The sequence below is a fragment of the Deinococcus metallilatus genome (assembly GCF_004758605.1).
Classification (GTDB): Bacteria; Deinococcota; Deinococci; order Deinococcales; family Deinococcaceae; genus Deinococcus; species Deinococcus metallilatus.
The window spans coordinates 2,700,209-2,722,296 of sequence record NZ_CP038512.1; the positions used below are offsets into that span (position 1 = coordinate 2,700,209).

The 22,088-nt window shown below is 68.0% G+C and carries 23 protein-coding genes and 1 tRNA gene; 13 read left to right on the plus strand and 11 right to left on the minus strand.

Annotation, left to right across the window (positions count from 1 at the left end):
- Window positions 1-49 precede the first annotated feature (49 nt).
- From clpP to lon, 3 genes are all read left to right on the plus strand, one after another.
- On the plus strand, window positions 50-661 hold the full coding sequence (gene clpP, locus E5F05_RS19210; RefSeq protein ID WP_129120252.1) for an ATP-dependent Clp protease proteolytic subunit: 612 nt from the start codon (window positions 50-52) through the stop codon (window positions 659-661).
- On the plus strand, window positions 658-1,878 hold the full coding sequence (gene clpX, locus E5F05_RS19215; RefSeq protein ID WP_129120253.1) for an ATP-dependent Clp protease ATP-binding subunit ClpX: 1,221 nt from the start codon (window positions 658-660) through the stop codon (window positions 1,876-1,878). The genes clpP and clpX overlap by 4 nt, the downstream gene beginning before the upstream one ends.
- Window positions 1,879-2,045: 167 nt before the next feature.
- Window positions 2,046-4,487 (plus strand): endopeptidase La, encoded by a 2,442-nt coding sequence (gene lon, locus E5F05_RS19220; RefSeq protein ID WP_129120254.1) that lies wholly within the window; start codon window positions 2,046-2,048, stop codon window positions 4,485-4,487.
- Window positions 4,488-4,576: 89 nt separating this feature from the next.
- On the opposite strand, the gene E5F05_RS19225 is transcribed toward lon, so the two are convergent.
- The gene (locus E5F05_RS19225; RefSeq protein WP_129120255.1) at window positions 4,577-6,313 is read right to left on the minus strand and encodes an NAD-dependent malic enzyme; all 1,737 of its coding nucleotides are present in this window, start codon (window positions 6,311-6,313) and stop codon (window positions 4,577-4,579) included.
- A 114-nt stretch (window positions 6,314-6,427) separates the two neighbouring features.
- On the opposite strand from E5F05_RS19225, the gene E5F05_RS19230 reads away from it, so the two are divergent.
- Window positions 6,428-6,679, plus strand: a complete 252-nt coding sequence (locus E5F05_RS19230; protein WP_129120256.1) for a hypothetical protein — start codon at window positions 6,428-6,430, stop codon at window positions 6,677-6,679.
- The gene (locus E5F05_RS19235) at window positions 6,676-7,104 is read left to right on the plus strand and encodes a TA system VapC family ribonuclease toxin (protein WP_129120257.1); all 429 of its coding nucleotides are present in this window, start codon (window positions 6,676-6,678) and stop codon (window positions 7,102-7,104) included. The genes E5F05_RS19230 and E5F05_RS19235 overlap by 4 nt, the downstream gene beginning before the upstream one ends.
- 3 nt (window positions 7,105-7,107) lie before the next feature.
- Here the strand turns inward: E5F05_RS19235 and E5F05_RS19240 are convergent, their stop codons facing one another.
- The 3 genes from E5F05_RS19240 to E5F05_RS19245 form a co-directional block, all read right to left on the minus strand.
- Window positions 7,108-8,856 (minus strand): NAD-dependent malic enzyme, encoded by a 1,749-nt coding sequence (locus tag E5F05_RS19240; RefSeq protein ID WP_129120258.1) that lies wholly within the window; start codon window positions 8,854-8,856, stop codon window positions 7,108-7,110.
- A 114-nt stretch (window positions 8,857-8,970) separates the two neighbouring features.
- Window positions 8,971-9,132, minus strand: a complete 162-nt coding sequence (locus tag E5F05_RS21405; protein ID WP_164973562.1) for a cupin domain-containing protein — start codon at window positions 9,130-9,132, stop codon at window positions 8,971-8,973.
- Window positions 9,129-9,557, minus strand: a complete 429-nt coding sequence (locus tag E5F05_RS19245) for a thioesterase family protein (protein WP_129120259.1) — start codon at window positions 9,555-9,557, stop codon at window positions 9,129-9,131. Before E5F05_RS19245 ends, E5F05_RS21405 begins: the two co-directional genes overlap by 4 nt.
- A gap of 107 nt (window positions 9,558-9,664) precedes the next feature.
- Here E5F05_RS19245 and E5F05_RS19250 point away from each other — a divergent pair, with 107 nt between their 5' ends.
- A complete protein-coding gene (locus E5F05_RS19250; RefSeq protein WP_129120260.1) occupies window positions 9,665-10,843 on the plus strand; it encodes a YihY/virulence factor BrkB family protein in 1,179 nt (392 codons plus the stop codon).
- A 48-nt stretch (window positions 10,844-10,891) separates the two neighbouring features.
- Here the strand turns inward: E5F05_RS19250 and hisA are convergent, their stop codons facing one another.
- A complete protein-coding gene (hisA, locus tag E5F05_RS19255) occupies window positions 10,892-11,623 on the minus strand; it encodes a 1-(5-phosphoribosyl)-5-[(5-phosphoribosylamino)methylideneamino]imidazole-4-carboxamide isomerase (RefSeq protein WP_129120261.1) in 732 nt (243 codons plus the stop codon).
- A gap of 51 nt (window positions 11,624-11,674) precedes the next feature.
- Between hisA and E5F05_RS19260 the strand changes: the two genes are divergently transcribed.
- Window positions 11,675-12,838 (plus strand): glycosyltransferase family 4 protein, encoded by a 1,164-nt coding sequence (locus E5F05_RS19260; RefSeq protein ID WP_129120262.1) that lies wholly within the window; start codon window positions 11,675-11,677, stop codon window positions 12,836-12,838.
- A gap of 39 nt (window positions 12,839-12,877) precedes the next feature.
- Here the strand turns inward: E5F05_RS19260 and E5F05_RS19265 are convergent.
- The 5 genes from E5F05_RS19265 to E5F05_RS19285 all read right to left on the minus strand — a co-directional run bounded on the left by E5F05_RS19265 (window position 12,878) and on the right by E5F05_RS19285 (window position 16,134).
- Window positions 12,878-12,962 (minus strand) — tRNA-Leu (locus tag E5F05_RS19265).
- 153 nt (window positions 12,963-13,115) lie between these two features.
- Complete coding sequence (locus tag E5F05_RS19270; RefSeq protein WP_129120263.1) at window positions 13,116-14,120, minus strand: malate dehydrogenase; 1,005 nt, start codon at window positions 14,118-14,120, stop codon at window positions 13,116-13,118.
- Window positions 14,121-14,224: 104 nt separating this feature from the next.
- Window positions 14,225-14,668 (minus strand): hypothetical protein, encoded by a 444-nt coding sequence (locus E5F05_RS19275; protein ID WP_129120264.1) that lies wholly within the window; start codon window positions 14,666-14,668, stop codon window positions 14,225-14,227.
- Complete coding sequence (locus tag E5F05_RS19280; RefSeq protein WP_129120265.1) at window positions 14,665-15,486, minus strand: enoyl-CoA hydratase/isomerase family protein; 822 nt, start codon at window positions 15,484-15,486, stop codon at window positions 14,665-14,667. Before E5F05_RS19280 ends, E5F05_RS19275 begins: the two co-directional genes overlap by 4 nt.
- 45 nt (window positions 15,487-15,531) lie before the next feature.
- The gene (locus E5F05_RS19285) at window positions 15,532-16,134 is read right to left on the minus strand and encodes a hypothetical protein (RefSeq protein ID WP_129120266.1); all 603 of its coding nucleotides are present in this window, start codon (window positions 16,132-16,134) and stop codon (window positions 15,532-15,534) included.
- A 41-nt stretch (window positions 16,135-16,175) separates the two neighbouring features.
- Between E5F05_RS19285 and E5F05_RS19290 the strand changes: the two genes are divergently transcribed.
- Window positions 16,176-16,709 (plus strand): DinB family protein, encoded by a 534-nt coding sequence (locus tag E5F05_RS19290; RefSeq protein ID WP_129120267.1) that lies wholly within the window; start codon window positions 16,176-16,178, stop codon window positions 16,707-16,709.
- Between the two features lie 10 nt (window positions 16,710-16,719).
- Here E5F05_RS19290 and E5F05_RS19295 read toward each other — a convergent pair whose 3' ends face one another.
- Window positions 16,720-17,187, minus strand: a complete 468-nt coding sequence (locus E5F05_RS19295; RefSeq protein WP_129120268.1) for an acyl-CoA thioesterase — start codon at window positions 17,185-17,187, stop codon at window positions 16,720-16,722.
- Window positions 17,188-17,384: 197 nt separating this feature from the next.
- Here E5F05_RS19295 and E5F05_RS19300 point away from each other — a divergent pair, with 197 nt between their 5' ends.
- The 5 genes from E5F05_RS19300 to E5F05_RS19320 all read left to right on the plus strand — a co-directional run bounded on the left by E5F05_RS19300 (window position 17,385) and on the right by E5F05_RS19320 (window position 22,062).
- Window positions 17,385-18,518 (plus strand): ABC transporter substrate-binding protein, encoded by a 1,134-nt coding sequence (locus E5F05_RS19300; RefSeq protein ID WP_129120269.1) that lies wholly within the window; start codon window positions 17,385-17,387, stop codon window positions 18,516-18,518.
- Between the two features lie 61 nt (window positions 18,519-18,579).
- Window positions 18,580-19,440, plus strand: a complete 861-nt coding sequence (locus E5F05_RS19305; RefSeq protein WP_129120270.1) for a branched-chain amino acid ABC transporter permease — start codon at window positions 18,580-18,582, stop codon at window positions 19,438-19,440.
- 118 nt (window positions 19,441-19,558) lie between these two features.
- On the plus strand, window positions 19,559-20,542 hold the full coding sequence (locus E5F05_RS19310) for a branched-chain amino acid ABC transporter permease (RefSeq protein ID WP_129120271.1): 984 nt from the start codon (window positions 19,559-19,561) through the stop codon (window positions 20,540-20,542).
- On the plus strand, window positions 20,535-21,362 hold the full coding sequence (locus E5F05_RS19315) for an ABC transporter ATP-binding protein (protein ID WP_129120272.1): 828 nt from the start codon (window positions 20,535-20,537) through the stop codon (window positions 21,360-21,362). The genes E5F05_RS19310 and E5F05_RS19315 overlap by 8 nt, the downstream gene beginning before the upstream one ends.
- Window positions 21,355-22,062 carry an ABC transporter ATP-binding protein gene (locus tag E5F05_RS19320; RefSeq protein WP_129120273.1) on the plus strand — a complete coding sequence of 236 codons (708 nt, stop codon included), beginning with the start codon at window positions 21,355-21,357 and terminating at the stop codon, window positions 22,060-22,062. The genes E5F05_RS19315 and E5F05_RS19320 overlap by 8 nt, the downstream gene beginning before the upstream one ends.
- The last annotated feature ends 26 nt before the right edge of the window (window positions 22,063-22,088 follow it).

Sequence of the window (22,088 nt, forward strand, 5' to 3'; positions counted from 1 at the left end):
GTCCCCCAGCGCAGCTTTCCCCACGTTCCCGCCAGCATCCCGTGCGATAATGCGCCGCATGAGCGTGATCCCGTACGTGATCGAGCAGACCGGTCGGGGCGAGCGGATGTACGACATCTACTCGCGCCTCCTCAAAGACCGGATCATTTTTGTGGGCACGCCCATTGAGTCGCAGATGGCGAACACGATTGTGGCGCAGCTTCTCCTGCTGGACTCGCAGAACCCCGAGCAGGAAATCCAGATGTACATCAACTGCCCCGGCGGCGAGGTGTACGCGGGATTGGCGATCTACGACACCATGCGCTACATCAAGGCCCCCGTCAGCACCATCTGCGTCGGCATCGCGATGAGCATGGGCAGCGTGCTGCTGATGGCCGGGGACAAGGGCAAGCGGCTGGCACTCCCCAACAGCCGCATCATGATCCATCAGGGCTCGGCGGGCTTCCGGGGCAACACGCCCGACCTGGAGGTGCAGGCCAAGGAGGTGCTGCGCCTGCGCGACACGCTGATCGACATCTACCACCGGCACACCGACCTGCCCCACGAGAAGCTGCTGCGCGACATGGAGCGCGACTACTTCATGTCGCCGCATGAAGCGTTGCAGTACGGCCTGATCGACTCGGTGATCGAGAACACCCGCCAGGTCGAGGCGGCCCTGTGACCGGGCGCGGCGGCAGCATCGGCGGGGACCGCTGCTCGTTCTGCGGGCGGCAACATCCCCAGATCGCGCAACTGATCGAGGCGCCGGGCCGCGCGGCCTTTATCTGCAACGAATGCACCGACCGCGCGCATGAGCTGGTCAAGCAGAACAAGGCCAAGGGCAGCGAGTTCAGCCTCGAAGAACTCCCCAGCCCCAAGGAGATCAAGGCCTACCTCGACGAGTTCGTGATCGGGCAGGACGAGGCGAAAAAGGCGCTGGCCGTCGCGGTGGTCAGCCACTACCAGCGCCTCGCACACCCCGACGTGAACCTCCAGAAGAGCAACATCCTCCTGATCGGGCCGACCGGGACGGGCAAGACCCTGCTCGCTTCCAGCCTGGCCGAGATGCTGGAAGTGCCCTTCGCGATTGCTGACGCGACCACGCTGACCGAAGCCGGGTACGTGGGCGACGACGTGGAAAACGTGATCGTGCGCCTGCTGCAAGCCGCCGAGTACGACGTGGCCGCCGCCGAGCGCGGGATCATCTACATCGACGAGATCGACAAGATCGCGCGCAAGTCCGAAGGCACGAGCATCACCCGCGACGTGAGCGGCGAGGGCGTGCAGCAGGCGCTCCTCAAGATCATCGAGGGGACCGTCGCGCAGGTGCCGCCGCAGGGGGGCCGCAAGCACCCGCAGCAGGAACTGGTGCAGGTGAACACGAAAAACATCCTGTTCATCGTGGGCGGCGCCTTCGAGAGCATGGGCGACATCGCGCGCACCCGGACCAACGTCCGCTCGGTGGGCTTCGGTGCCGAACACAAGGGCGAGGAGAAGGAAGAACTGCGCTTCCTGCCCGAAGACCTGGTGAAGTTCGGGCTGATCCCCGAGTTCGTGGGCCGTCTGCCGCTGGTCGTGCAGCTTCAGGACCTCGACGAGGACGCGCTGGTGCGGATTCTGACCGAGCCGCAGGGCGCCATCGTCAAGCAGTACCAGGCCCTCTTCGGCTTTCAGGACGTGGACCTGACCTTCACCGAGGCGGCGCTGCGGGAAGTGGCGCACCGGGCCAAGGAACGCAAGACCGGCGCACGCGGCCTGCGGGCGGTGCTGGAAAAGGCGATGACCGACCTGCTGTTCGAGCTGCCGGTCGAGGGCCTGAAGGAACTGCGTTTCGATGCCCCCAACATCGACCACCCCCTGACACTGATTGAGTCTAAGGGACTCAAGAAGTCTGCGTAAAAGCGACATAAGTTACAGCATCACCCCGCCCCTGTCCTTAGAATCTGGGACATCGTGGGCGGGGTGTCTTTTTCTCAGGCCTGTCCAGCGGGGCAGGCCCTGCGGAAGTCATCCCGCGTTAGACTCACCCATTCCCGGGCTTCCCGGCCCGGTTTCAAGGAGCAAGCATGATCTGGGAACTTCCCGTTGTCGCCCTCAGAAACATCGTGATCCTGCCCGGCATCACCATGAATGTCGATGTGGGACGCCCCAAGAGCAAGCGCGCGGTGGACGAGGCGCAATCCTCCGACCGCCGCGTGCTGCTGCTGACGCAGCGTGACGCCCGCACCGACGACCCCACCGGGGCTGAACTGTACGACATGGGCGTGCTGGCCGTCGTCAAGCAGGTCGTCCGGATGCCCGACAACACCTATCAGGTGCTGGTCGAGGCGCAGGAACGCGCCCGCGTGCTGGACGAGGTGCCCAGCGCCTACCTGCGCGTGCGCGCCGAGACGCAGGCTGCCGCTGCCCCGGTCAGCGAGCTGGAAGGCCGCGAGGTGCAGGTGCTGGCAGGGGAGGTCAAGTCGGCCTTCGAGGAATACCAGCGCCAGAACAAGAACCTGCGGCTGGACAACTACCAGCTCGAAGGGCTGAAGAACCTGACCGATCCCGGCGCGCTGGCCGACCAGGTCGCGCACCACGCCACCTGGACGCCCGAGGAGAAGCAGGAAGTCCTCGCGGCCGTCTCGCCCCGTGAACGCCTGGAAGCCGTGCTGAAGCTGCTGACCAGAGATGTCGAACGCTTCAACATGGACAAGAAGATCGCCGGGCGCGTCAAGGAACAGATGGACGCCAACCAGCGCGAGTACTACCTGCGCGAGCAGATGAAGGCCATCGGCAAGGAGCTGGGCGGCGGCGAGGAAGGCCCCGCCGAGGTCGAGGCCCTGCGCGAGAAGATCGAGGCGGCGGGGATGCCCGAATCCGTCAAGGACAAGGCCCTCAAGGAACTCCAGCGCCTGGAGCGCACGCCCGGCGGCAGCCCCGAGGGGACGGTCGTCCGCAACTACATCGAGTGGCTGACCGACGTGCCGTGGAGCAAGCGCGACGAGGAAATCCTCGACATTGGCCGCACCCGCGACATCCTCGACGCCGACCACTACGCGCTGGGCGACGTGAAGGACCGCATTCTGGAGTTCCTGGCGGTGCGCCAACTGACGCACAAGCCGGAGCAGGCAGACGAGGCGAAGGACCGCAGCGCCGAGGAAAGCACCGACACCGAGCTGCGCGCCCCGATCCTGGTGCTGGTCGGCCCTCCCGGCGTCGGCAAGACCTCGCTGGGCAAGAGCGTCGCCCGCAGCCTGAACCGCAAGTTCGTGCGGATGGCGCTGGGCGGCGTGCGGGACGAGGCCGAGATTCGCGGCCACCGCCGCACCTACATCGGCTCGATGCCCGGCCGCATCATCCAGGCGATGAAGACGGCGGGCGTGACCAACCCGATCATCCTGCTCGACGAGATCGACAAGATGAGCAGCGACTGGCGCGGCGACCCCTCCAGCGCGATGCTGGAAGTGCTCGACCCCGAGCAGAACCACACCTTCCAGGACCACTACCTCGAAGTGCCCTACGACCTCTCGCAGGTGATGTTCATCACCACGGCGAACACCCTCCAGACCATCCCGCGCCCGCTGCTGGACCGTATGGAAGTCATCAACATCCCCGGCTACACGCAGCAGGAGAAGGTGGAGATCGCCAAGCGGTACCGGGTACCCCGCCAGGTCAAGAGTCACGGCCTGACCGGCAAGCTGGAGATCACCGACGCCGCGCTGAACCGCATCGTGGAGGAGTACACCGCCGAGAGCGGCGTGCGTAACCTCGACCGGCAGATCAGCAAGCTGACCCGCAAGGCCGCCCGCGAACTGCTGGAGAAGCCCTGGGAAGGCGTGCGGGTGATCGACGCCGCCGACATTCCCGACTACCTCGGCGTGCCGCTGCACCGCCCCGACCGCATGGAGAAGGAACCGCAGGTCGGCGTCGCGCAGGGCCTGGCCTGGACCAGCGTGGGCGGCACGATGCTGATGGTCGAAGCCCTCGCCACGCCCGGCACCGGCAAGATCAGCATGACCGGCTCGCTGGGGGACGTGATGAAGGAATCGGTGCAGGCGGCGGTCGCCTACCTGCGCGCCCACGCCCACAAGTACGGCGCGGACCCCGAGTTCCACAAGAAGCTCGACCTGCACGTCCACTTCCCCGACGGCGCGACGCCCAAGGACGGCCCCAGCGCGGGCATCACGATTGCCACCGCCGTCATCAGCGCGATCACGGGCCGCCCGGTGCGTCTGGACGTGGCGATGACCGGTGAGATCAGCCTCAGAGGCCGGGTGCTGCCCATCGGCGGCCTCAAGGAGAAGCTGCTGGCCGCGCACCAGGGCGGTATCCGCGAGGTCATCTTCCCCAAGGACAACGAAGCCCACCTCCAGGAAGTGCCCGACAGCATTCGCGGCGAACTCCGCATCCACGCGGTCGAGCGTGTGGGCGAGGTGCTGGACCTGGTGCTGCTGCCCGCGCCCGAAGGTCAGCCTGCGGTGATCCCCTCCAGCCAGGGGCGGGACGTGACGCAGCCGGGGGCGTAAGGGAGCTTTCAGCCGTCAGCCTTCAGCGATCAGCAGTAAAAAGGACGCCTCCGAGGGATCGGGGGCGTTTCTTTGATGTGGGGAAAACGTTACTCCAGGGCGGGGCTGGCTCCCTCCGCCGTGCGGTAGGGCAGGTACTTCGGCACCCAGAAGCGGCTCTCGATAAAGGCGGCGAGGCCGCCCTCGTCCAGTCCGGCGACTTTTTCCTCGCGGGCGACACCCTCCTCGATGGCTTGGCGGGCCACACGGAGGGCGACGGCGCGGCTGGCGTCGCGGAGAGCGCGGGTGGGCGGGTAGGTGCGTTCGGGGTACTCGCGGGCGGTGAAGTCGGCCAGGGCGTAAGCGGCCTCGGCCACCATGCCGTCGGTGATCTCCGAGGCGCGGGTGAGGACGGCGGCCAGGCCCAGGCCGGGGAAAATGAAAGCGTTGTTGCCCTGCCCGATGGCGTAGGTCTGACCGTTCACCGTCACGTCGGGGAAGGGACTCCCGGTGGCGACGATGGCCGCGCCGTCCGTCCAACGCAGGATGTCTTCCGGCAAAGCCTCAGTGTTGGCGGTGGGATTGGACAGCGGGAAGACGATGGGCCGCGCGGTATTGGCGTGGACGGCTCGCACGATGGGTTCGTTGAAGATGCCGCCCTGCCCGCTGAGGCCCAGCAGCACCGTCGCCCCCGCCTCCCGCACAACGCTGAGGAGGTCCGTCCCGGCCCAGCCGTCCGTGAGGCTTTTGGGCGTGGCAAGGGGCCGTTTGTATTCCTCCATCTGGCGGTCGTCGGTGAGCAGGCCGCGCGAGTCGAGGACGAAGACGCGCCGGGCGATCTCGTCCTCGCTCAGCCCCTCGTGCCGCATCCCCTCGCGGATGGCGCCTGCGACGCCCGCGCCGCCCGCACCCGCCCCGTGAATCACGACCACCTGATCACGCAGCCGCTCGCCCTTGAGCGCGCAGGCCCGCAGCACCCCCGCCAGTGTGACCGCGCCCGTCCCCTGGATGTCGTCATTGAAGCTGGGCACGACCTTCCGGTACCGCTCCAGCACGCGGAAGGCCGTGTCCTTGGAGAAGTCCTCCCACTGGATGATTGCCTTGGGGTAGCGGTCCTGCACGGCACGCACGAAGGCGTCAATGAAAGCGTCGTAAGCTTCACCTGTCAGGCGCGGGTGACGGGCGCCCAGGTAAAGCGGGTCCTCGATCAGATCCTGCCTTCCGGTCCCCACGTCCAGCTCGACGGGCAGCGTCTTGTCCGGCCCCACGCCGCCCGCGACGGTGTAGAGGCTGAGTTTGCCAATCGAGATTGCCATCCCGCCGAAGCCCTGGTCCCCGATGCCGAGAATCGCGCTGGAATCGGTCGCCACGATCATCCGCACGTCCTGCTGGTGGACGTTGTCCAGCAACTCACGCGCCCGCTCGACATGGGCCGTACTCATCGCAAAGCCGCGCGGGTAGCGGTACAGCCGCGAGAACTCGCGCACGGCGTCACCCACGGTCGGCGTGTAGATGATCGGCAGCATCTCCTCGACGTGGTCTTCGAGCAGGGCGAAGAACAGCACCTCGTTGTAATCCTGAAGGTTGCGGAGGTAGGCGTGCTTTTCCAGCGGCGTGCCCTGCTGGCGGAAGCGCAGGTAGGCGCGTTCCTTCTGCTCCTCGATGCTGCTGACGCCGGGCGGGAGCAGGCCCTCCAGACCGAGCAGGCGGCGTTCCTCCTCGGTGAAGGCCGTGCTCTTGTTCAGCAGGGGCAGGTGCAGCAGCGGAAAGCCGGTCACCCGCACTTCCAGAAAGCGGTGCCCGGCGGGGTCGCGTTTCACGTCGTAGTAGCGGGAAATGTGCGCCATGTCTCAGCCTATGCACGCCTCCTGCCCCCCACACGTCACATCTAGGGGAACGGGCTAGACGGGCGGGGTGAGACAGATTTCTGTCTTTTCCTGGCCTGCCGATAAGCTGGGGCCATGCAAACCACCCTGCGCCTGAACGACGAACTGTACCGCCGGGCCAAGGCGGAGGCGGCCCGGCAGGGCATCACGCTGACACGGCTGATCGAGGAGGGAATTCGGCTGCGGCTGGCCCAGACGCCGCGCTCCCCGAAAGAGATCAAGCTACACACCTACAGTTCCGGCGTGCCCTTTGACCTGACGCCGGAGGAGATCAAACGCCTGATCCATGAAACGGACATCCAGCCTCCCAAGGACCTGCTGCCTTGAGTTTCCTGCTGGACACCAACACCCTGATTTACGCTTTTCAGGAAGAGGCTCCGGCCCATGCCGTGACGCTGCTCTGGCTGAAAAACACTCTGGCTTCGGGCGAACGTGTGTACACCTGTGAGCTGAACGAAGTCGCCCTCGTCCGCATCACGTCCCTCCCCAGCCTGGGTCCACGGGCCGCTCCCCCCGAGGAGGCTTTCCAGTTTCTGAGAAGCCTGCATGCGCTCCCCAACGTCGGGCAGGTGGACCTGGGGCTATCGGGATTCGCGCGCTGGCGACAACTCACGGGCGATCTGAACCTGAGCGGCAACGACATCAACGACGCCTACCTCACCGCCCTCGCCCTCACGCACGACCTCACGCTGGTCACCGCCGACCGGGGCTTCACGCGCTTTGCGGGGTTGAGGGTGCTGCCCCCGGAGTGAGCCTCAGTCCCGCGCCCCCGCCGCCTTCCTCAGCGGCAGGTACTTGGGCACCCACTGGCGGCCCCGCACGAACGTCTCCAGCTCGTCGTCGGTGAGGTTGCGGACGCGGCGCTCGGCGCACACCCCTTCCGTGATGGCCCGGCGAGCCACACGCACGGCGACCTTGAGGCTGAGTTCGCGGATCGCGCTGATGGGCGGGTAGACCCTGTGGCCGTACTGCGCGGTTTCGTCGGCCAGGGTCTGGGCAGCCTCCATCACCATGCCGTCGGTGATCTCGCGGGCGCGGCTGATCACGGCGCCGAAGCCCAGACCGGGGAAGATAAAGGCGTTGTTGCCCTGCCCGACCGGGTACATCTGGCCGCCATATTCGATGTCGGCAAAGGGACTGCCGGTGGCGATGATCGCCGCGCCGTCCGTCCAGCGCAGGAGGTCGGCGGGTTGCGCCTCGACGTTGCTGGTGGGGTTGGAGAGGGGGAACACGATGGGACGCGGGGTGTGCGCCAGCATCGCCTCGATGGTCGGCTGGCGGAACAGGCCCGGCACGCCGGTCAGGCCGAGGAGGGCGGTGGCGCCGCTCTGCGTGACCGTCTCATGCAGCGTGGGCCACTCGCCCTCACAGGTCCAGCCCGCCACGTCCTCGGGGGAGCGGGCAAAGGAAAGTTGGTGGTCTTCCAGGCCGGGCTGCCCGTGCATCAAGAGGCCGTAACGATCCACGACGAAGACGCGGGCGTTCGCCTCGGCGTAGCCCAGCCCCTCGCGCATCAGGCCCTGACGGATCGCCATCGCCACACCGATGCCGCCCGCCCCGGCGCCGACCACCACGAAGGTCTGGTCGGTCAGGCGTTCACCTTTCAGGCGGCTGGCGCTGATCAGTCCGGCCAGCGCCATCGCCCCGGTGCCCTGGATGTCGTCGTTGAAGCTGGGGACCACCTTCCTATACCGCTCCAGCACGCGGAAAGCCGTCCCGCGCGCGAAGTCCTCCCACTGGATGATCGCCTTGGGATAACGGGCGACGGTCGCCTCCACGAAGCGGTCCAGAAACTCGTCGTACTCGGCGCCCGTCAGCCGCTTGTGGTGGACGCCCAGGTAAAGGGGATCGTCGATCAAATCCTGGCGGTCGGTACCCACGTCCAGTTCGACCGGCAGGGTCTTGTCGGGGCCGACGCCGCCCGCCGCCGTGTAGAGGCTGAGTTTGCCGATGGAGATCGCCATCCCCCCGAAGCCCTGGTCGCCAATCCCCAGAATCGCGCTGGAGTCGGTCGCCACGATCATCCGCACGTCGTTGAGGGGCACGTTTTCCAGCAGCTCGTCCACGCGGTCGATGTTCTCGGTGCTGACCGCGAAACCGCGCGGGTAGCGGTAGATGTGGGAAAAGACCCGCACCGCCTCGCCCACCGTGGGCGTGTAGAGGATGGGCAGCATCTCTTCGAGGTGGTCCGCGAAGAGCGCGTAGAACAGCACTTCGTTGCGGTCTTGCAGGGCACGCAGAAATTCATGCTTGTCGAGGTCGGTGGCCTGCTGAAGGTACCGCAGGTAGGTGCGCCGCTTCTGCTCCTCCAGCGTGCTGTGGTGGGGTGGGATCAGGCCCTCGATTCCCAGCGCGCGGCGTTCCTCGGGGGTAAAGCCGGTGGACTTGTTCAGCAGGGGGATGTGCAGCAGCGAGAAGCCGGTCACGTTCACGTCCAGGTAACGGTGACCGTCAGGATCACGCTTCACGTCGTAGTAGCGGGAGACGCGGGGAACTTCGGGCATAACTGGAGGAGTTTAGCCCAGACGGACCGACCCTCTTCCAGGTGATGGAGAGGTTTTTCAATTTGTGTCTGGGCGTCGCCGCCTTGCGTTCAGGTCGTGAACAGAAAGAGGCGCTCAGGCCGGGTCAGGCAGCGGTAGAAACGTGATCTGGTCGTCCGGGGGCCGGGTGCCGGTGGTGAGGATGGTCGCGGGGGCCTCCGAACGGTTGACCAGCAGGTGCGGCGCGTGGGGCGAGGGTGGAAAGCCAGCGATATTCAGCGGAACGGGCGGGTTCACGCGCCTTGCCCCTGCCGCTCCTGCCAGCGCGCCCGCAGCTTCTCGAAGTTGGCGTCGATCTTGGCCTGGGGGAGCACCATCTGGCCGGTCGTGCCGGAGCCGATCTCGTCGCCCAGGTCGGAGACGGCGCGGAGAAGGCAGACGATGCGGCGGCCCTCCATCCGGTCGAAGGTGGCGGTCACGGTGACGGTCATGCCGGGGAGGGCCGAGGCCGCGTGCGTGACCTGCACGTCTGTCCCGATGCCGCCCTCACCGTCCTCCAGAAAGGGGAGGATGATCTTGCGGCCCGCTTCCTCGAAGTGCCGCGCCATCCAGTAGGTCGCGTAGACAGGATGCACCGCGCCGAGTTCGCCGAACTGCACGGTCATCTCAGCGGTGACCGTGACGCTGAGGGTCTGGGTGAAGCCTGCCGGGATGGGACGCATGGGCAGAGGCTAGCAGGCGGGCGGCTGGCGGCGCGGGCCCCGTCCGTGAAGGAACTCGCGTGCCGGGGTGGGCCGGAGCGTCCGGAGCCGCCCCGTAGACTGCCCGCATGAAGTTCTCGGACCTGTTCCCCCTGATCCGGGAGGCGGCGCTGGCCTTCGGGCAGGACAAGGCTCCCCGGCTGGCGGCGGCCATCGCCTACTACGCCATGTTCAGCCTGGCGCCGCTGCTGCTGTTCGCGGTCGCCATCGCGGGCTTTTTTCTGACCAATGAGACGGTGCTCAACGATCTGTTCGGTCCCGGCAGCCTGCTCGTGCAGAACCTGGGAGAGAACACCGCCGACTTTCTGAGAGGTCTGATCAAGCCCGAAGCTCTGCAAAAAGGCTCGGTGATCACCACCGTGATCGCCTTTGTCACGCTCTTTCTGGGCGCCACCGGCCTCTTCGTGCAGCTTCAGGACGCCCTCAGCAGCATGTGGGGCGCGGACCCGCCGCCGCCGGGAGGCTTCGTGAAGGTCGTGGAGACGCGGGTCGTGTCGTTCCTGCTGATCCTGGGGATCGGGGTGATCCTGCTGGCCTTTCTGGTGCTGAACACCTACCTCTCGGCCATCGCCCAGGACCTGGGCAACCGGATCGGCGCGGGGGCCTTTTTCGTGCGGGCCGGGACCCTGCTGCTGAGTATCCTGCTGCTGACGCCCGTCTTTGCCCTGATCTACAAGTTCCTGCCCGCCGTCAAACTCCAGTGGCGCGAGGTGTGGGTGGGCAGCGCCGTGACCGCCGTGCTGTTCACGGTCGGGCAACTCGCCCTGGGCTTCTACCTGGGCCGCTTCGCGCCCGGGGGCATCTTCGCGGGGGCCGCGTCCCTGGTGGCGATCCTGGTGTGGATCTACTACAGCGCGATGATCTTCTTCTTCGGCGCGGAAGTGACCTGGGTGTACTCGCAGAAGTACGGCACCCATGCCGGAGGGGCCGCGAACGTCGCCAAGAAGGAAGCGGTCGCCGCCCAGGGTGCGGATATCAACCCCGCGCCCAGCCATCAGGAGCGGGAAGCCCTGCGGAACACCAAGCCCGGTGAGCCGGTGCAGGACGCGCGGGGCCGGGTCCTGGCGGTGCCCCGCCTGCCCGGTTTCCTCCGCCGGAAGGCCCGGCCCAGGGCCCCTTCCCCTTCCGGCGCCCCGCTGCCCGGTGTGGGGGCCGCCCTCTGGAACCTCGTGACCGCCCTCTTTGCCGTACCCGCCGTGATCGTGCTGCGGCTGGTGGGGCTGACGGGCCGACAGAAAAAACGCTGAGCCCTCACCCGGGACCAACGCGGAAGCTGGAGCCTCCGCGTTGGTCGTTCAGAGGGCCGTGACCGGATAGGCCAGCGTCCCCTCGTAGATCGCGCGGCCCACGATGGCGCCCTGAATCCCTTCCTCGGCCAGCAGGCGCACGTCGTCCAGCGTGGCGACGCCGCCCCCGACGATCAGGGTGTTGGTCCAGAGCTGGCGGACCTGCCGCATCAGGTCGCGGTCCAGACCCTTCAAGGTGCCGTCGCGGGTCACGTCGGTGAAGATCAGGGTTTCGAGGCCCGCCCCGGCCAGGACCGGCGTGAGTTCCGCGACGCTGACGCCGCTTCCCTCGGCCCAGCCGTGGGTGGCGACCTCCAGGCCGCGTGCGTCCAGGCTCACCACCACCCGCTCGGGACCGTGGGCGGCGATCAGGTCGCGCACGAGTTCCGGAGTCTTCACCGCGGCGGTGCCGATCACCACGCGCAGCACACCGGCTTGCAGGAGCGTCTCCGCCGCCTCGCGGTCGCGGATGCCCCCGCCCACCTCGACCGGCACCCCCAGGTCGGCGGTGATCTGCCCGATAACGGCGCGGTTCTCGCCGCGTCCGGTGGCGGCGTCCAGGTCCACCAGATGCACCAGCCCCGCGCCCAGGGCCGCCCAGTGCCGCGCGGCGGCCAGCGGCGACTCGAAGTACACTGTCTCGCGGTCGGGGTCCCCCTCGTAGAGGCGCACGGCGCGGCCCGACTGGATGTCCACGCAGGGAATGATCAGGGGAAGGGCGGGGGGGCGCGGGCCGGTCATGCGGGCAGGATAGCGGCCTGGCCGCCTGCGGGGGGGTACACTCCGGGAGCCGTGCGTATCGGGATCGTCACCGCCACCTACCTGCCGTCCCGCAACGGCGTCGCCACCAGCACGGCCCTGTACGCGCGCGGCCTGCGCGAGCGGGGCCACGAGGTCCGCATCTTCGCGCCGCGCCACCCCCAGGAACCCGCGCACGAGGAAGGCGTGTACCGCCTCAACAGCTCCTTCGCGGGCGCGCGGGCGCTGGGTGCCCCGGCAGACTACCCGGTGATGCTGGCGCCGGGGCCGCTCCTCACCTCGCGGCTGCCGCTGCGCGACCTGGACGTACTGCACACCATGCACCCCTTCCTGGCGGGCAGGCTGGCCCTGACATGGTCGCGGCTCTCGGGCGCCCCGGTGGTCTTTACCGCCCACACCCAGTACGACCAGTACCTGCACTACGCGCCGATGCCCCGGCGGGTGGGCCGCGCCATGCTGCGCCCCCATGTGGCAGCCTTCGCGCGGCGGGTGGACACCGTGCTCGCTCCGGGCCGCGCGATGGTGGAGATGCTGCGCCGGTACGGCTTCGGGGGAGAGGTGAAGCTGTTCCCGAATCCGGTCGATCTGGCCGCCTTCCAGCAGGCCAGCGGCCAGGCTTTTCGCGCCGAGTACGGCGTGCCGCAGGACGCCCCGCTCGCCATGTACCTGGGCCGCCTGGCGCCGGAGAAGAATCTGGAGGTGCTGCTGCGGGCTTTCGCCCAGGCGCAGGCCTCCCGCCCGGACCTGCGCCTGCTGGTGGTCGGCGACGGTCCCAGCCGCGAGGAGGCGCAGGCGGGGGCCCCCGAGGGCGTGACCTTCACCGGCCCGGTGCCCTACGCCCGCGTGCCCGAAGCGCTGGCTGCCGCCGACGCCTTTCTTACCGCCAGCACCAGCGAGGTGCTGCCCATGAGCATGATCGAGGCGCTGGCCGCCGGTGCCCCCCTGGTCGCCGCCCGCAGTCCCGCCGCCCTCGATCTGGTGCAGGAGGGCCTGAACGGCACGGTGACGGACGCTGCCCCCGAAGCACTGGCCGCCGGACTGCTGGAGGTGCTGGCCCCCGCACGCCTGCCCATCCTGCAAGCCGGGGCGCGGGCGAGTGCGGCCCAGTACGATCTCCCGACCCGCGCCGCCGCCCTGGAGGAGGTCTACGCCCGGACGGTGACGCGGGGGCGGACGCGCAGCCGGTTTTCCCGCTAAAAGCGAAAGCCCCCGCCAGAGTTGCGGGGGCTTTCTTGCTGGTGCCGAGGATGGGATTTGAACCCACACGCCTCGCGGCGCTAGTCCCTGAAACTAGTGCGTCTACCAATTCCGCCACCTCGGCTCACCTTGGTTTCTCGCCCGCGCTGCGAGCGCGTTTCAGGGCTTGTTTACTTTAGCGGGGGGTTCCGGAACTGTCAACAGGGGGCAGGGAGGCCGCTGTCCCTTCTGCAAGAGAGAAGGCGAGGCCCAGAGGCCCCGCCCTCTCCCCTGCCCCTTACTTCACCAGGCCGAGCTTGCGGACCTCGTCGCGCTCCTCTTCCAGCTCCTTCGCAGTGGCGTCCATCTTCTGACGGCTGAAGTCGTTGATGTCGAGGCCCTGGACGATCTCGTACTGGCCGTTCCTGGTGCGGACGGGGAAGCCGTAGATCAGGCCCTCGGGGATGCCGTAGGAGCCGTCGCTGGGGATGCCCATGCTGACCCACTCGCCCTCAGGGGTGCCCAGCGCCCAGTCGCGCACGTGGTCGATGGCCGCCGACGCGGCGGAAGCGGCGCTGCTGGCCCCGCGCGCCTCGATGATGGCCGCGCCGCGCTTGGCGACGGTGGGGATGTACTCCTTCTCGTACCACTCGCGGTCCACCAGATCGAGGGCGGGCTGGCCGTTCACCGTCGCGTGCGAGAGGTCGGGGTACTGGGTGGAGGAGTGGTTGCCCCAGATGATCACGTTCTTGATGGCGGTCACCGGCTGGCCGGTCTTTTCCGCGAGCTGCGAGATGGCGCGGTTGAGGTCGAGGCGGACCATCGCGGTGAACTGCTTGGGGTCGAGGTCGGGCGCGTTCTGCTGCGCGATCAGGGCATTGGTGTTGGCGGGGTTGCCGACGACCAGCACCTTCACGTCCCGGCTCGCCACCTTGTTCAGCGCCTCGCCCTGCGGCTTGAAGATGCCGCCGTTCGCGCCCAGCAGGTCGCCGCGCTCCATCCCGGCCTTGCGCGGCATCGCGCCGACGAGCAGGGCATAGTCCGCGTCCTTGAAGGCCACCAACGGGTCATCCGAGGTGATGACGTCCGCCAGCAGCGGGAAGGCGCAGTCGCGCAGCTCCATCACGACGCCCTGGAGGGCCTTGAGGGCGGGCGTGATCTCCAGCAGTTGCAGGATCACGGGCTGGTCCTTGCCCAGCATGTCGCCCGCCGCGATGCGGAACAGCAGGCTGTAGCCGATCTGCCCGGCGGCGCCAGTCACGGCCACGCGGACGGGTTGCTTGGTGGGTTGATTCGTCGTCATGGTGATGTCCTCCCCAAAGGTGAAGTTTTTCGGCCCATCCTAACGTGGGGGCGGGGGGTGGGGCGGGGGCGTTCCCCTGGGGGAGACAGGGGTAGGAGGTGAATTCAGCTCGTCGGGCTTGTTATCGGCCACACCTGAACCCAGAACGTCTGGCCTCCCAAGGTGTTCCGTCCAAGAACACGCAGCCTGAGCCAACCCGGAGGAACGGCAGCAGTTGCTTCGGGTACATCTTGGACTACATCCCGAATTCCCAGCTCTCCAGAAGCCACTAGCAAAGGAACTTCCACATTCACATCCCAGTCCCCTTTAGGCAATTCAGGCGGCACCGGATAAACATCCATCTCAATCTGCACTTCAGCATCAGCAAACAGACCAACCGAAACTTCAGTCGGGCGAACACTAAGATGCCCTTCCTCTTCCTCCGGTCGTCCCCACAACGGCTCCTCGTCGGGATTGAACTCTGCTTGAGTGTCGTACAGGACGAATTGTGCATAGCTCGGCCAAAACGACAGAGTGTGATGAACGGTAGTCATGGCGTCCTCACTCATATAGGTGCGTCCTCCGCGAACTTCGGCTCCCGCTTCTCGCGCAGGCTGCTCAACCCCTCCTTCACATCCGGCCCGGTGAAGCCCAGGAATTCCAGGGCGAGGCTCGCGTCGAAGGTCGGTCCCATCGCGCGCAGCCAGTTGTTGAGGGCGTACTTGGTCCAGCGGACGGCGGTGGGGCTGCCGCTGGCGAGGCGGCGGGCGACCTGCCAGGCACGGTCCAGCAACTCGTCGTCGGGGACGCAGAGGCTCACCAGGCCGATGCGTTCGGCTTCCTCGCCGCTGACGGGTTCGCCGGTCAGGAGATGGTACTTGGCCTTGTTGAGACCGCACAGCAGGGGCCAGATGATCGCCGCGTGATCTCCGGCAGCTACACCCAGCCGCACATGGCCGTCCAGAATCCGCGCACTTTTCGCCGCCACACTCACGTCGGCCAGCAGCGCGACGGCCAGACCCGCACCGACACAGGGGCCGTGAATGGCGCTCACGATGGGCTTGCCGCAGTTGATGACGTTGTAGACGAGGTCGCGGGCCTCACGCCACACGCGGGCCAGGGCGGTGAAGTCCCCCGCCATCTCCTCGATCAGCGTGAAATCTCCCCCAGAAGAGAAGGCCCGCCCCTCGCCGCGGATCAGCACGCAGCGGATGCCTTCAGTGGCGTCGATGTCGCGCCAGATGTACGTCAGTGCCCGGTGCGCCCCCGCGTTCACGCTGTTCAGCGTCTTCTCGCTGCGGATGACGATTTCGAGGATGCCGTCTTCGTTGAGGGTGAGGTGCAGGCCGGGGTACGCGCCCGGCGCGGTCAGGTCTTCTGGGGTCATGGGCGGAGGGTAACACCGGGAGACGGAGACTTCCGGCTGGCCGCCTCAGCGGTCCGGCAGGCCGACCAGGCCCAGCCCGTTCACCAGGGCTGCCCCGGTTCCGAGTTCGGCGGCGAGGTTCGCATCCGGCCTGCCGGGTGGTCCGGCCAGCAGCAGGGTCGGGCGGGCTTCCAGGCCGATGCTGCCGGTGTCGTCCAGGCGGGCGAGCAGCGCCTCGAAGGTCCAGTCGCGTGCCCAGAGGCGCTTGACGGCGTGGAGGGCGGGGGTGCCGGGGGGCGTCACGCGCGCGGCCTCCACCTCCCGCCCTCCGGGCCGCCGAACATGGACCTCGCCCACGCTGAGGCCCGCGTTGCCCAGCGCGCGGTAAAAGAGCTGTACCGCGTCGTCCAGCAGCGAACTGCCGCGGACCAGCGCCTGGGCCTTTTCCGCCAGTTCTTCCAGCAGGTCCTCGTCGAGGCGGGCCGGGTTCAGGGGGGCGAGCAGGCGCGCGAGTTGCTCGGGCAGGTTGGCGCGGCGGTAGAACTCTTCCTCGAAGGCGGCGGGAAGGAGCATGGCGGCGGGCACGCGGTCAGGGTGCGCGGCCAGCCGGTGCGTCTCCGCGCCCACCTGCATTTCGGGAAACCGGGCCGCTTCCGCGAGCGTCAGCATGGGTTGAGCTTAACGCGGCCAGGGCGCGTCATACTCTTGCCATGATCTCCAGCCCCGACCCCCGGCGCTTTCCCATCGGCCCGATTCAGGAGTTGCCCACGCGGGACGCGGCGGCGCTGGCAACCGTCGCGGCACGGATGGAGGACGCGGCGCGCGAGTGGCGTGAGGTGCTCACGGGGCTGGACGCCGAGGCACTCGCCCGCACCTACCGCCCCGGCGCCTGGACGGTGCAGCAACTCGCGCACCACGCGGCGGACGCGCATCTGCACGGCCTCAACCGCCTGCGGTACGCCCTGACGACCGAGGGGTACGTGATTCAGCCCTTCGATCAGGAAGCGTGGCTGGCCCTGCCCGATGCGGCCCTGCCGGTGGACGCGGCGCTTGATCTGCTGGACGCCGCCAATGCTCGCTGGGCCGAGCTGCTGCGTGGCGTCAACCCGGAACAGTTCGCCCGCCGCGTCACCCATCCCCAGGAGGGCGAGCAGGACCTCTGGCGGCTGCTGGCCAAGCACGACTGGCACCTGCGGCATCACCTGGGGCACGTGCGGCTGGCGCTGGAGAACGGCACGAGTTAAGCGGTGAGCGTCAGGGCCGGTCGTCGGCCTCCGCGTTGCCCTCACCTTCCACGAGGGGCGGCACCGGGCAGGGCTTGCCGTCCTCGTCCACGGCGACGAACACGAAAAAGCCGGTGGTGGCGAGCTGCTGTTCGCCCGACGCCATGTTCTCGCGGAACACGTCCACCCGCACCTGCATGGAGGAGCGGCCCACCTTGACCACATGCGCGTCGAGGGCCACCGCGTCCCCGACCCGGATGGGCAGGCGGAAATCCACGCCGTCCATCCGGGCCGTCACGACCGCGCCGCGGGCATGCCGCACCGCCGCGACGCTGGCCGCCTTGTCCATCAGCGACAGCACGAAGCCGCCGAAGGCCGTGCCGAGATAGTTGGTGTCCTTGGGGAACACCAGTTCCAGCATCCGGGCGCGGCTGCGCGGGGCGGGGGTGCTGTGCTGGTCAGGGGTGCTGGGCCGGGAGGGGGTGGCAGGTTCGGACATCGTGCCCGAGTGTAGCGGGCCGGGGCCGTAAGTCTGCCTTTCATTCGGCGCCTATACAGAATGGGGGGCAGGCAATTGACACCCTCCGCCGCCCGTGCCAGCATGACGGGCACACTCAACTTGTACTGCGTCCAGGGCCAACCGGCCCTCTGGCTCCCGGCTTTTCGCCTGTTCCATCCCCGACCCGGAGGTTCACTATGAAAAGGCGCACCCTCGTTTCTCTCGCCCTCACCCTCGCGGCTGGTTCGGCCCTGGCGGACAAGGTCGTGAACATCGGCTACAGCGGTCCCCTCTCGGGCGGCGCGGCCTTTTACGGCAAGGATGTCCAGAGCGGCATCGACATGGCCATCGGTGAGATCAACCAGGCGGGCGGCGTGAACGTGAACGGCGAGAAGGTCACCTTCAAGCTGGTCGCGCTCGATGACCGCTACCTGCCCAACGAGACGGCCACCAACGTCAAGCGCCTGACCTCCCAGGGGATTGACGTAATCTTCGTGCCGCACGCGGGCGGCATCCTGACCGTGCAGCCGCTCGCGACCCGCGACCCCAACTTCCTGCTGGTGGCCTACTCCAGCGAGCCGAAGATTCTGGAGGCCAAAAGCCCCCTGACCTTCATGCTGCCGCCGCGCTACGACAACTACATCGCGCCCTTTGTCAGCACGCAGATGAAGGCCTTCGGCAAGAAGCTGGGGCTGGTGGGCACCACCACCGCCTACGGCAAGCAGTGGACCGACGCGATCACCGACGAGTGGAAAAAGCAGGGCGGCACGGTCGGCAGCAACAACGGCGTGGACTACAACACCACCGTGGACTTCTCCAGCGCCGTGACCAAGGCCCTGGCCGAGAAGCCCGACGTGCTGTTCGTGGGCGGTCCCTCGCAGCCCACCGCGCTGGTGATCAAGGCGGCGCGCGAGCAGGGCTTCAAGGGCGGCTTCATCGTGATGGACCAGGCCAAGTTCGAGCAGATGACCAACATCCCGCAGAGCTACCTGGACGGCTCGGTCGGCGTGCTGCCCACCGTGCAGTACCCCGGCTCCCAGGCCTTCGTCGCCAAGTACCAGCGCCTCTACAAGAAGATTCCCACCAGCGAGGCGGCCCTGAACTACGTGGGGATGCAGGCGGTCGCGCGGGCGATGGCGCTGGCGGGCACCACCACCGACCCGGTCGCCATCCGCGCCAAGCTGGGCCAGGCCGTCACCTCCCTGCCGAAGTCCGTCGGCATCTACGCGGTGAAGGGCGTGACGCCCGCCGGGCACCTCGACGCCGATGTGGTGGCCGCGAGTGTCCAGGGCGGGAAATACACGCGCCTGCGCCTGCCGAACATGAAGTAAGCCCCCCGCGCCGCGCCCCGTCACCACGAGGGGCGCGGTCTGGTCTATCTGGAGACTGCCCTTGACCCTCTTCCTGCAACAACTCTTCAACGCCCTCGCCCTGGGCGGCGTGTACGCGCTGGTGGCGCTGGGGCTGACCCTGGTGTACGGCGTGATGCGCGTGCCCAACTTCGCGCACGGCGGCCTGTACATGCTGGGCGCGTACTTCACCTACGCGGTCCTGACAGGGCTGGGCGTGCCCTACGTGGTGGCGCTGCTGCTCGCGGCGGTGGCGGTGGCCCTGCTGGCCGCGCTGCTGGAGCGGGTGGTGTTCTACCCGCTGCGGAACGCGCCGCACGTCCACGCCATGATCGCGGCCATCGGCGTGCTGTTCTTTCTGGAGGCCGCCGTGCAGCTCATCTGGGGACCGGACTTCAAGCAGATCGCGGAGCCGGTCCCGGGCATCCTGAACCTGGGCGGCGTGATCATCACCTGGCAGCGGCTGCTGGTGATCGCCGCGTCCCTGCTGGTGATGCTGGGCCTGAATTACTTCCTGAAACGCACCCTGACCGGCGCCACCATCGAGGCGATGAGCCAGAACCGCGAGGGCGCGCGGCTGGTGGGCGTGAACGTGAACCGGGTCGGGATGCTGACCTTCGCGATCTCGGGGGCGCTCGCCGCCGTCGCCGCCGCCCTGATCGCGCCGATCATCTCGGTGGCCCCCTCAATGGGCGAGGTGATGAACCTCAAGGTCTTCGCCATCATCATTCTGGGCGGCATGGGGAGCGTGCCGGGGGCGATTGTGGGCGCCTTTCTGCTGGCGCTGGCGGAGGTCTTCGGGGGCTTTTACATCAACCTGGACTTCGCGGACGTGATCGGCTTCGCGGTGCTGGTGCTGGTGCTGGCGATCCGGCCCGAAGGACTCTTCCGGAGGGGGACATGATTCCGGTGAGCGCCTCCACGCGCACCCGACGGGAAGGAGCAGGAACCATGAGGAACGCGCGCAAGTGGAGGGCCGGACGGCGTCCTGTCCATCCGGCACGGAACTGGAGCGTGTTCCAATGACCCGCCCGGCCTTCAAACCCGGCCTGTGGGGCTGGCTGGCGCTCTTCGTGCTGGCGGCGCTGCTGCCGCTGCTGAAACCCGGCGGCTACGTGCTGGACATTGCCATCAACACCATGATCTGGGCGATGCTGGCCTACGGCCTGAACGTGATGCTGGGCTATACCGGCCTGCTGCCGCTCGCCCACGCGGGCTTTTTCGGGATCGGGGCCTACGCGGTCGGCATCCTGACGCTGAAGAGCGGGTGGAGTTTCTGGCTGGCCTGGCCCTTCGCCGTGATCCTGTGCGCCCTGCTGGGGCTGTTGCTGGGGCTGGTGGCCTTCCGCACGAAGGGAGATGTCTTCGCCATCTTCACGCTGGGCGTCGGGGTGATTATCCAGCTCGTGATCAACAAGTGGGACGCATTGACGGGCGGGAACGAGGGGCTGAACGGCGTGCCGCCCCCGCAGGGCTTCCTGGGCCTCGACTTCTCGAAGGCCGCCAACTTCTATTACGTGGCGCTGGCGGCGCTGATCCTGACGGTCTTGATCGTCGCCCGCACGCGCGGCAGCGTCTTCGGGCGCTCGCTGGTCGCCATCCGGGGCGGCGAGGACCTGGCCCGCAGCGCCGGGATCGACGTTTTTTCCCACAAGCTGCGCGCGATGATGCTCTCGACCGCCCTCGCGGGGCTGGCGGGCGGCGTGTACGCGGCCTATGTGGGCTTCCTGGGATCGAGCGTGACCGGGCCGACCACCACCTTCACGGTGCTGCTGTACCTGCTGGTGGGCGGCGTCGGCACGCTGGCCGGGCCGCTGCTGGGGACGGCGCTGATCTACGTGGCGCTGCAATTCATGAAGGGACTTCAGGACTACCAGTACATCGTGTTCGGACCGCTGCTGGTGCTGCTGGTGATGTTCGCGCCGCAGGGCCTCGCGGGGTTGTGGGACCGTTCCCGCCTGCGCCGGGCGTCCGCCCGCACCGAGAGGACGGTGGACCATGCCTGAACCTGGACGGAGCGCCCCCATTCTGGAAGTGCAGGACCTCGGCATCCACTTCGGCGGGCTGCACGCCGTCCGCGACGTGACGGCCAGCCTCCCGGCGGGGCAGATCACCGCCATCATTGGGCCGAACGGGGCGGGCAAAAGTACTTTCTTCAACCTGATCTCGGGCTTCTACCAGCCCACCTCGGGCCGCATCCGCTTTGAGGGCCAGGACATCACCCGGCTGAAGACGCATCAGGTGGTCGCGCGCGGCATCGCCCGGACCTTCCAGACGACCACGATCTACAAGGAACTCAGCGTGCTGGACAACGCGATGATCGGTCACCGCGTCCGCACCCGCGCGGGGCTGTTCGACGCGCTGCTGCGGACGGGCCGCGAACGCCACGACGAGGCGGGGAGCCGTCTCGGGGCCATGCGCGCGCTGGAACGGGTGGGGCTGGCGCCGCAAGCGGGGCGACCCGCCGGGGCGCTGACGCAGGAGGGCCAGAAGCGCGTCGGGATCGCGATGGCACTCGCCAGTGATCCCGCCCTGCTGCTGCTGGACGAACCCGCCGCCGGGATGAACCCCGAGGAGACGGTCAACCTGATGAGCCTGATCCGCGAGCTGGTCACGGGTGGCCTGACAGTCGCCCTGGTGGAACACAAGATGAGCCTGGTGATGGGCCTGGCCGACCAGATTCTGGTGCTGCACCACGGCCAGAAGATCGCGCAGGGGACGCCCACCGAAGTCAGCCGCGACCCCGCCGTGATCGAGGCGTACCTGGGCGGCCACGCGCATGGCGGGCAGATGGGCCAGAGGACAGAGGGAGGTGCCCATGCTTGAGGTCCGCGACCTGAGCGTGAACTATGGCCCCTTCCGGGCGCTGCACGACGTGAACCTGACCGTGCAACAGGGCGAGATCGTGGTGCTGCTGGGGGCGAACGGGGCGGGCAAGAGCACCCTCTTCCGGACGCTGAGCGGCTTGCAGCGGCCCTCGGGGGGCACGGCCACCTGGAACGGCGTGCCGCTGACCGGCGGCAAACCGGAATTCAACGTGTCGCACGGCGTCTCCCAGTGCCCGGAAGGCCGCCTGCTGTTCCCCGACCTCAGCGTGGAGAAGAACCTGCGGCTGGGGGCCTTCGTGCATCGCCGGGACGCGGCCGGGACCGCGCGGGAACTGGAGCGGGTGTATACGCTCTTCCCTGCCCTGGTGGAAAAGCGGCACGCCCCCGCCGGGAGCCTCTCGGGCGGACAGCAGCAGATGGTCGCCATCGCCCGCGCGCTGATGGCCCGCCCGGAGCTGCTGCTGCTGGACGAACCCTCACTGGGCCTCGCGCCGCTGGTCGTCGAGCAGGTCTTCGAGGCCGTGCAGCGGGTGAACGAGGCGGGCGTCAGCGTGCTGCTGGCCGAGCAGAACGCCTTCGCCGCGCTGGGCATCGCGCACCGGGGCTATGTGCTGGAGGGCGGCCGCGTGTCGCTCCAGGGCAGCCAGGGCGAACTGCTGGGGAATGACCGGGTGCGGAGCGCGTACCTGGGGGTGTAGCCAGGGCGACGCGGGGCGGAGGGGCG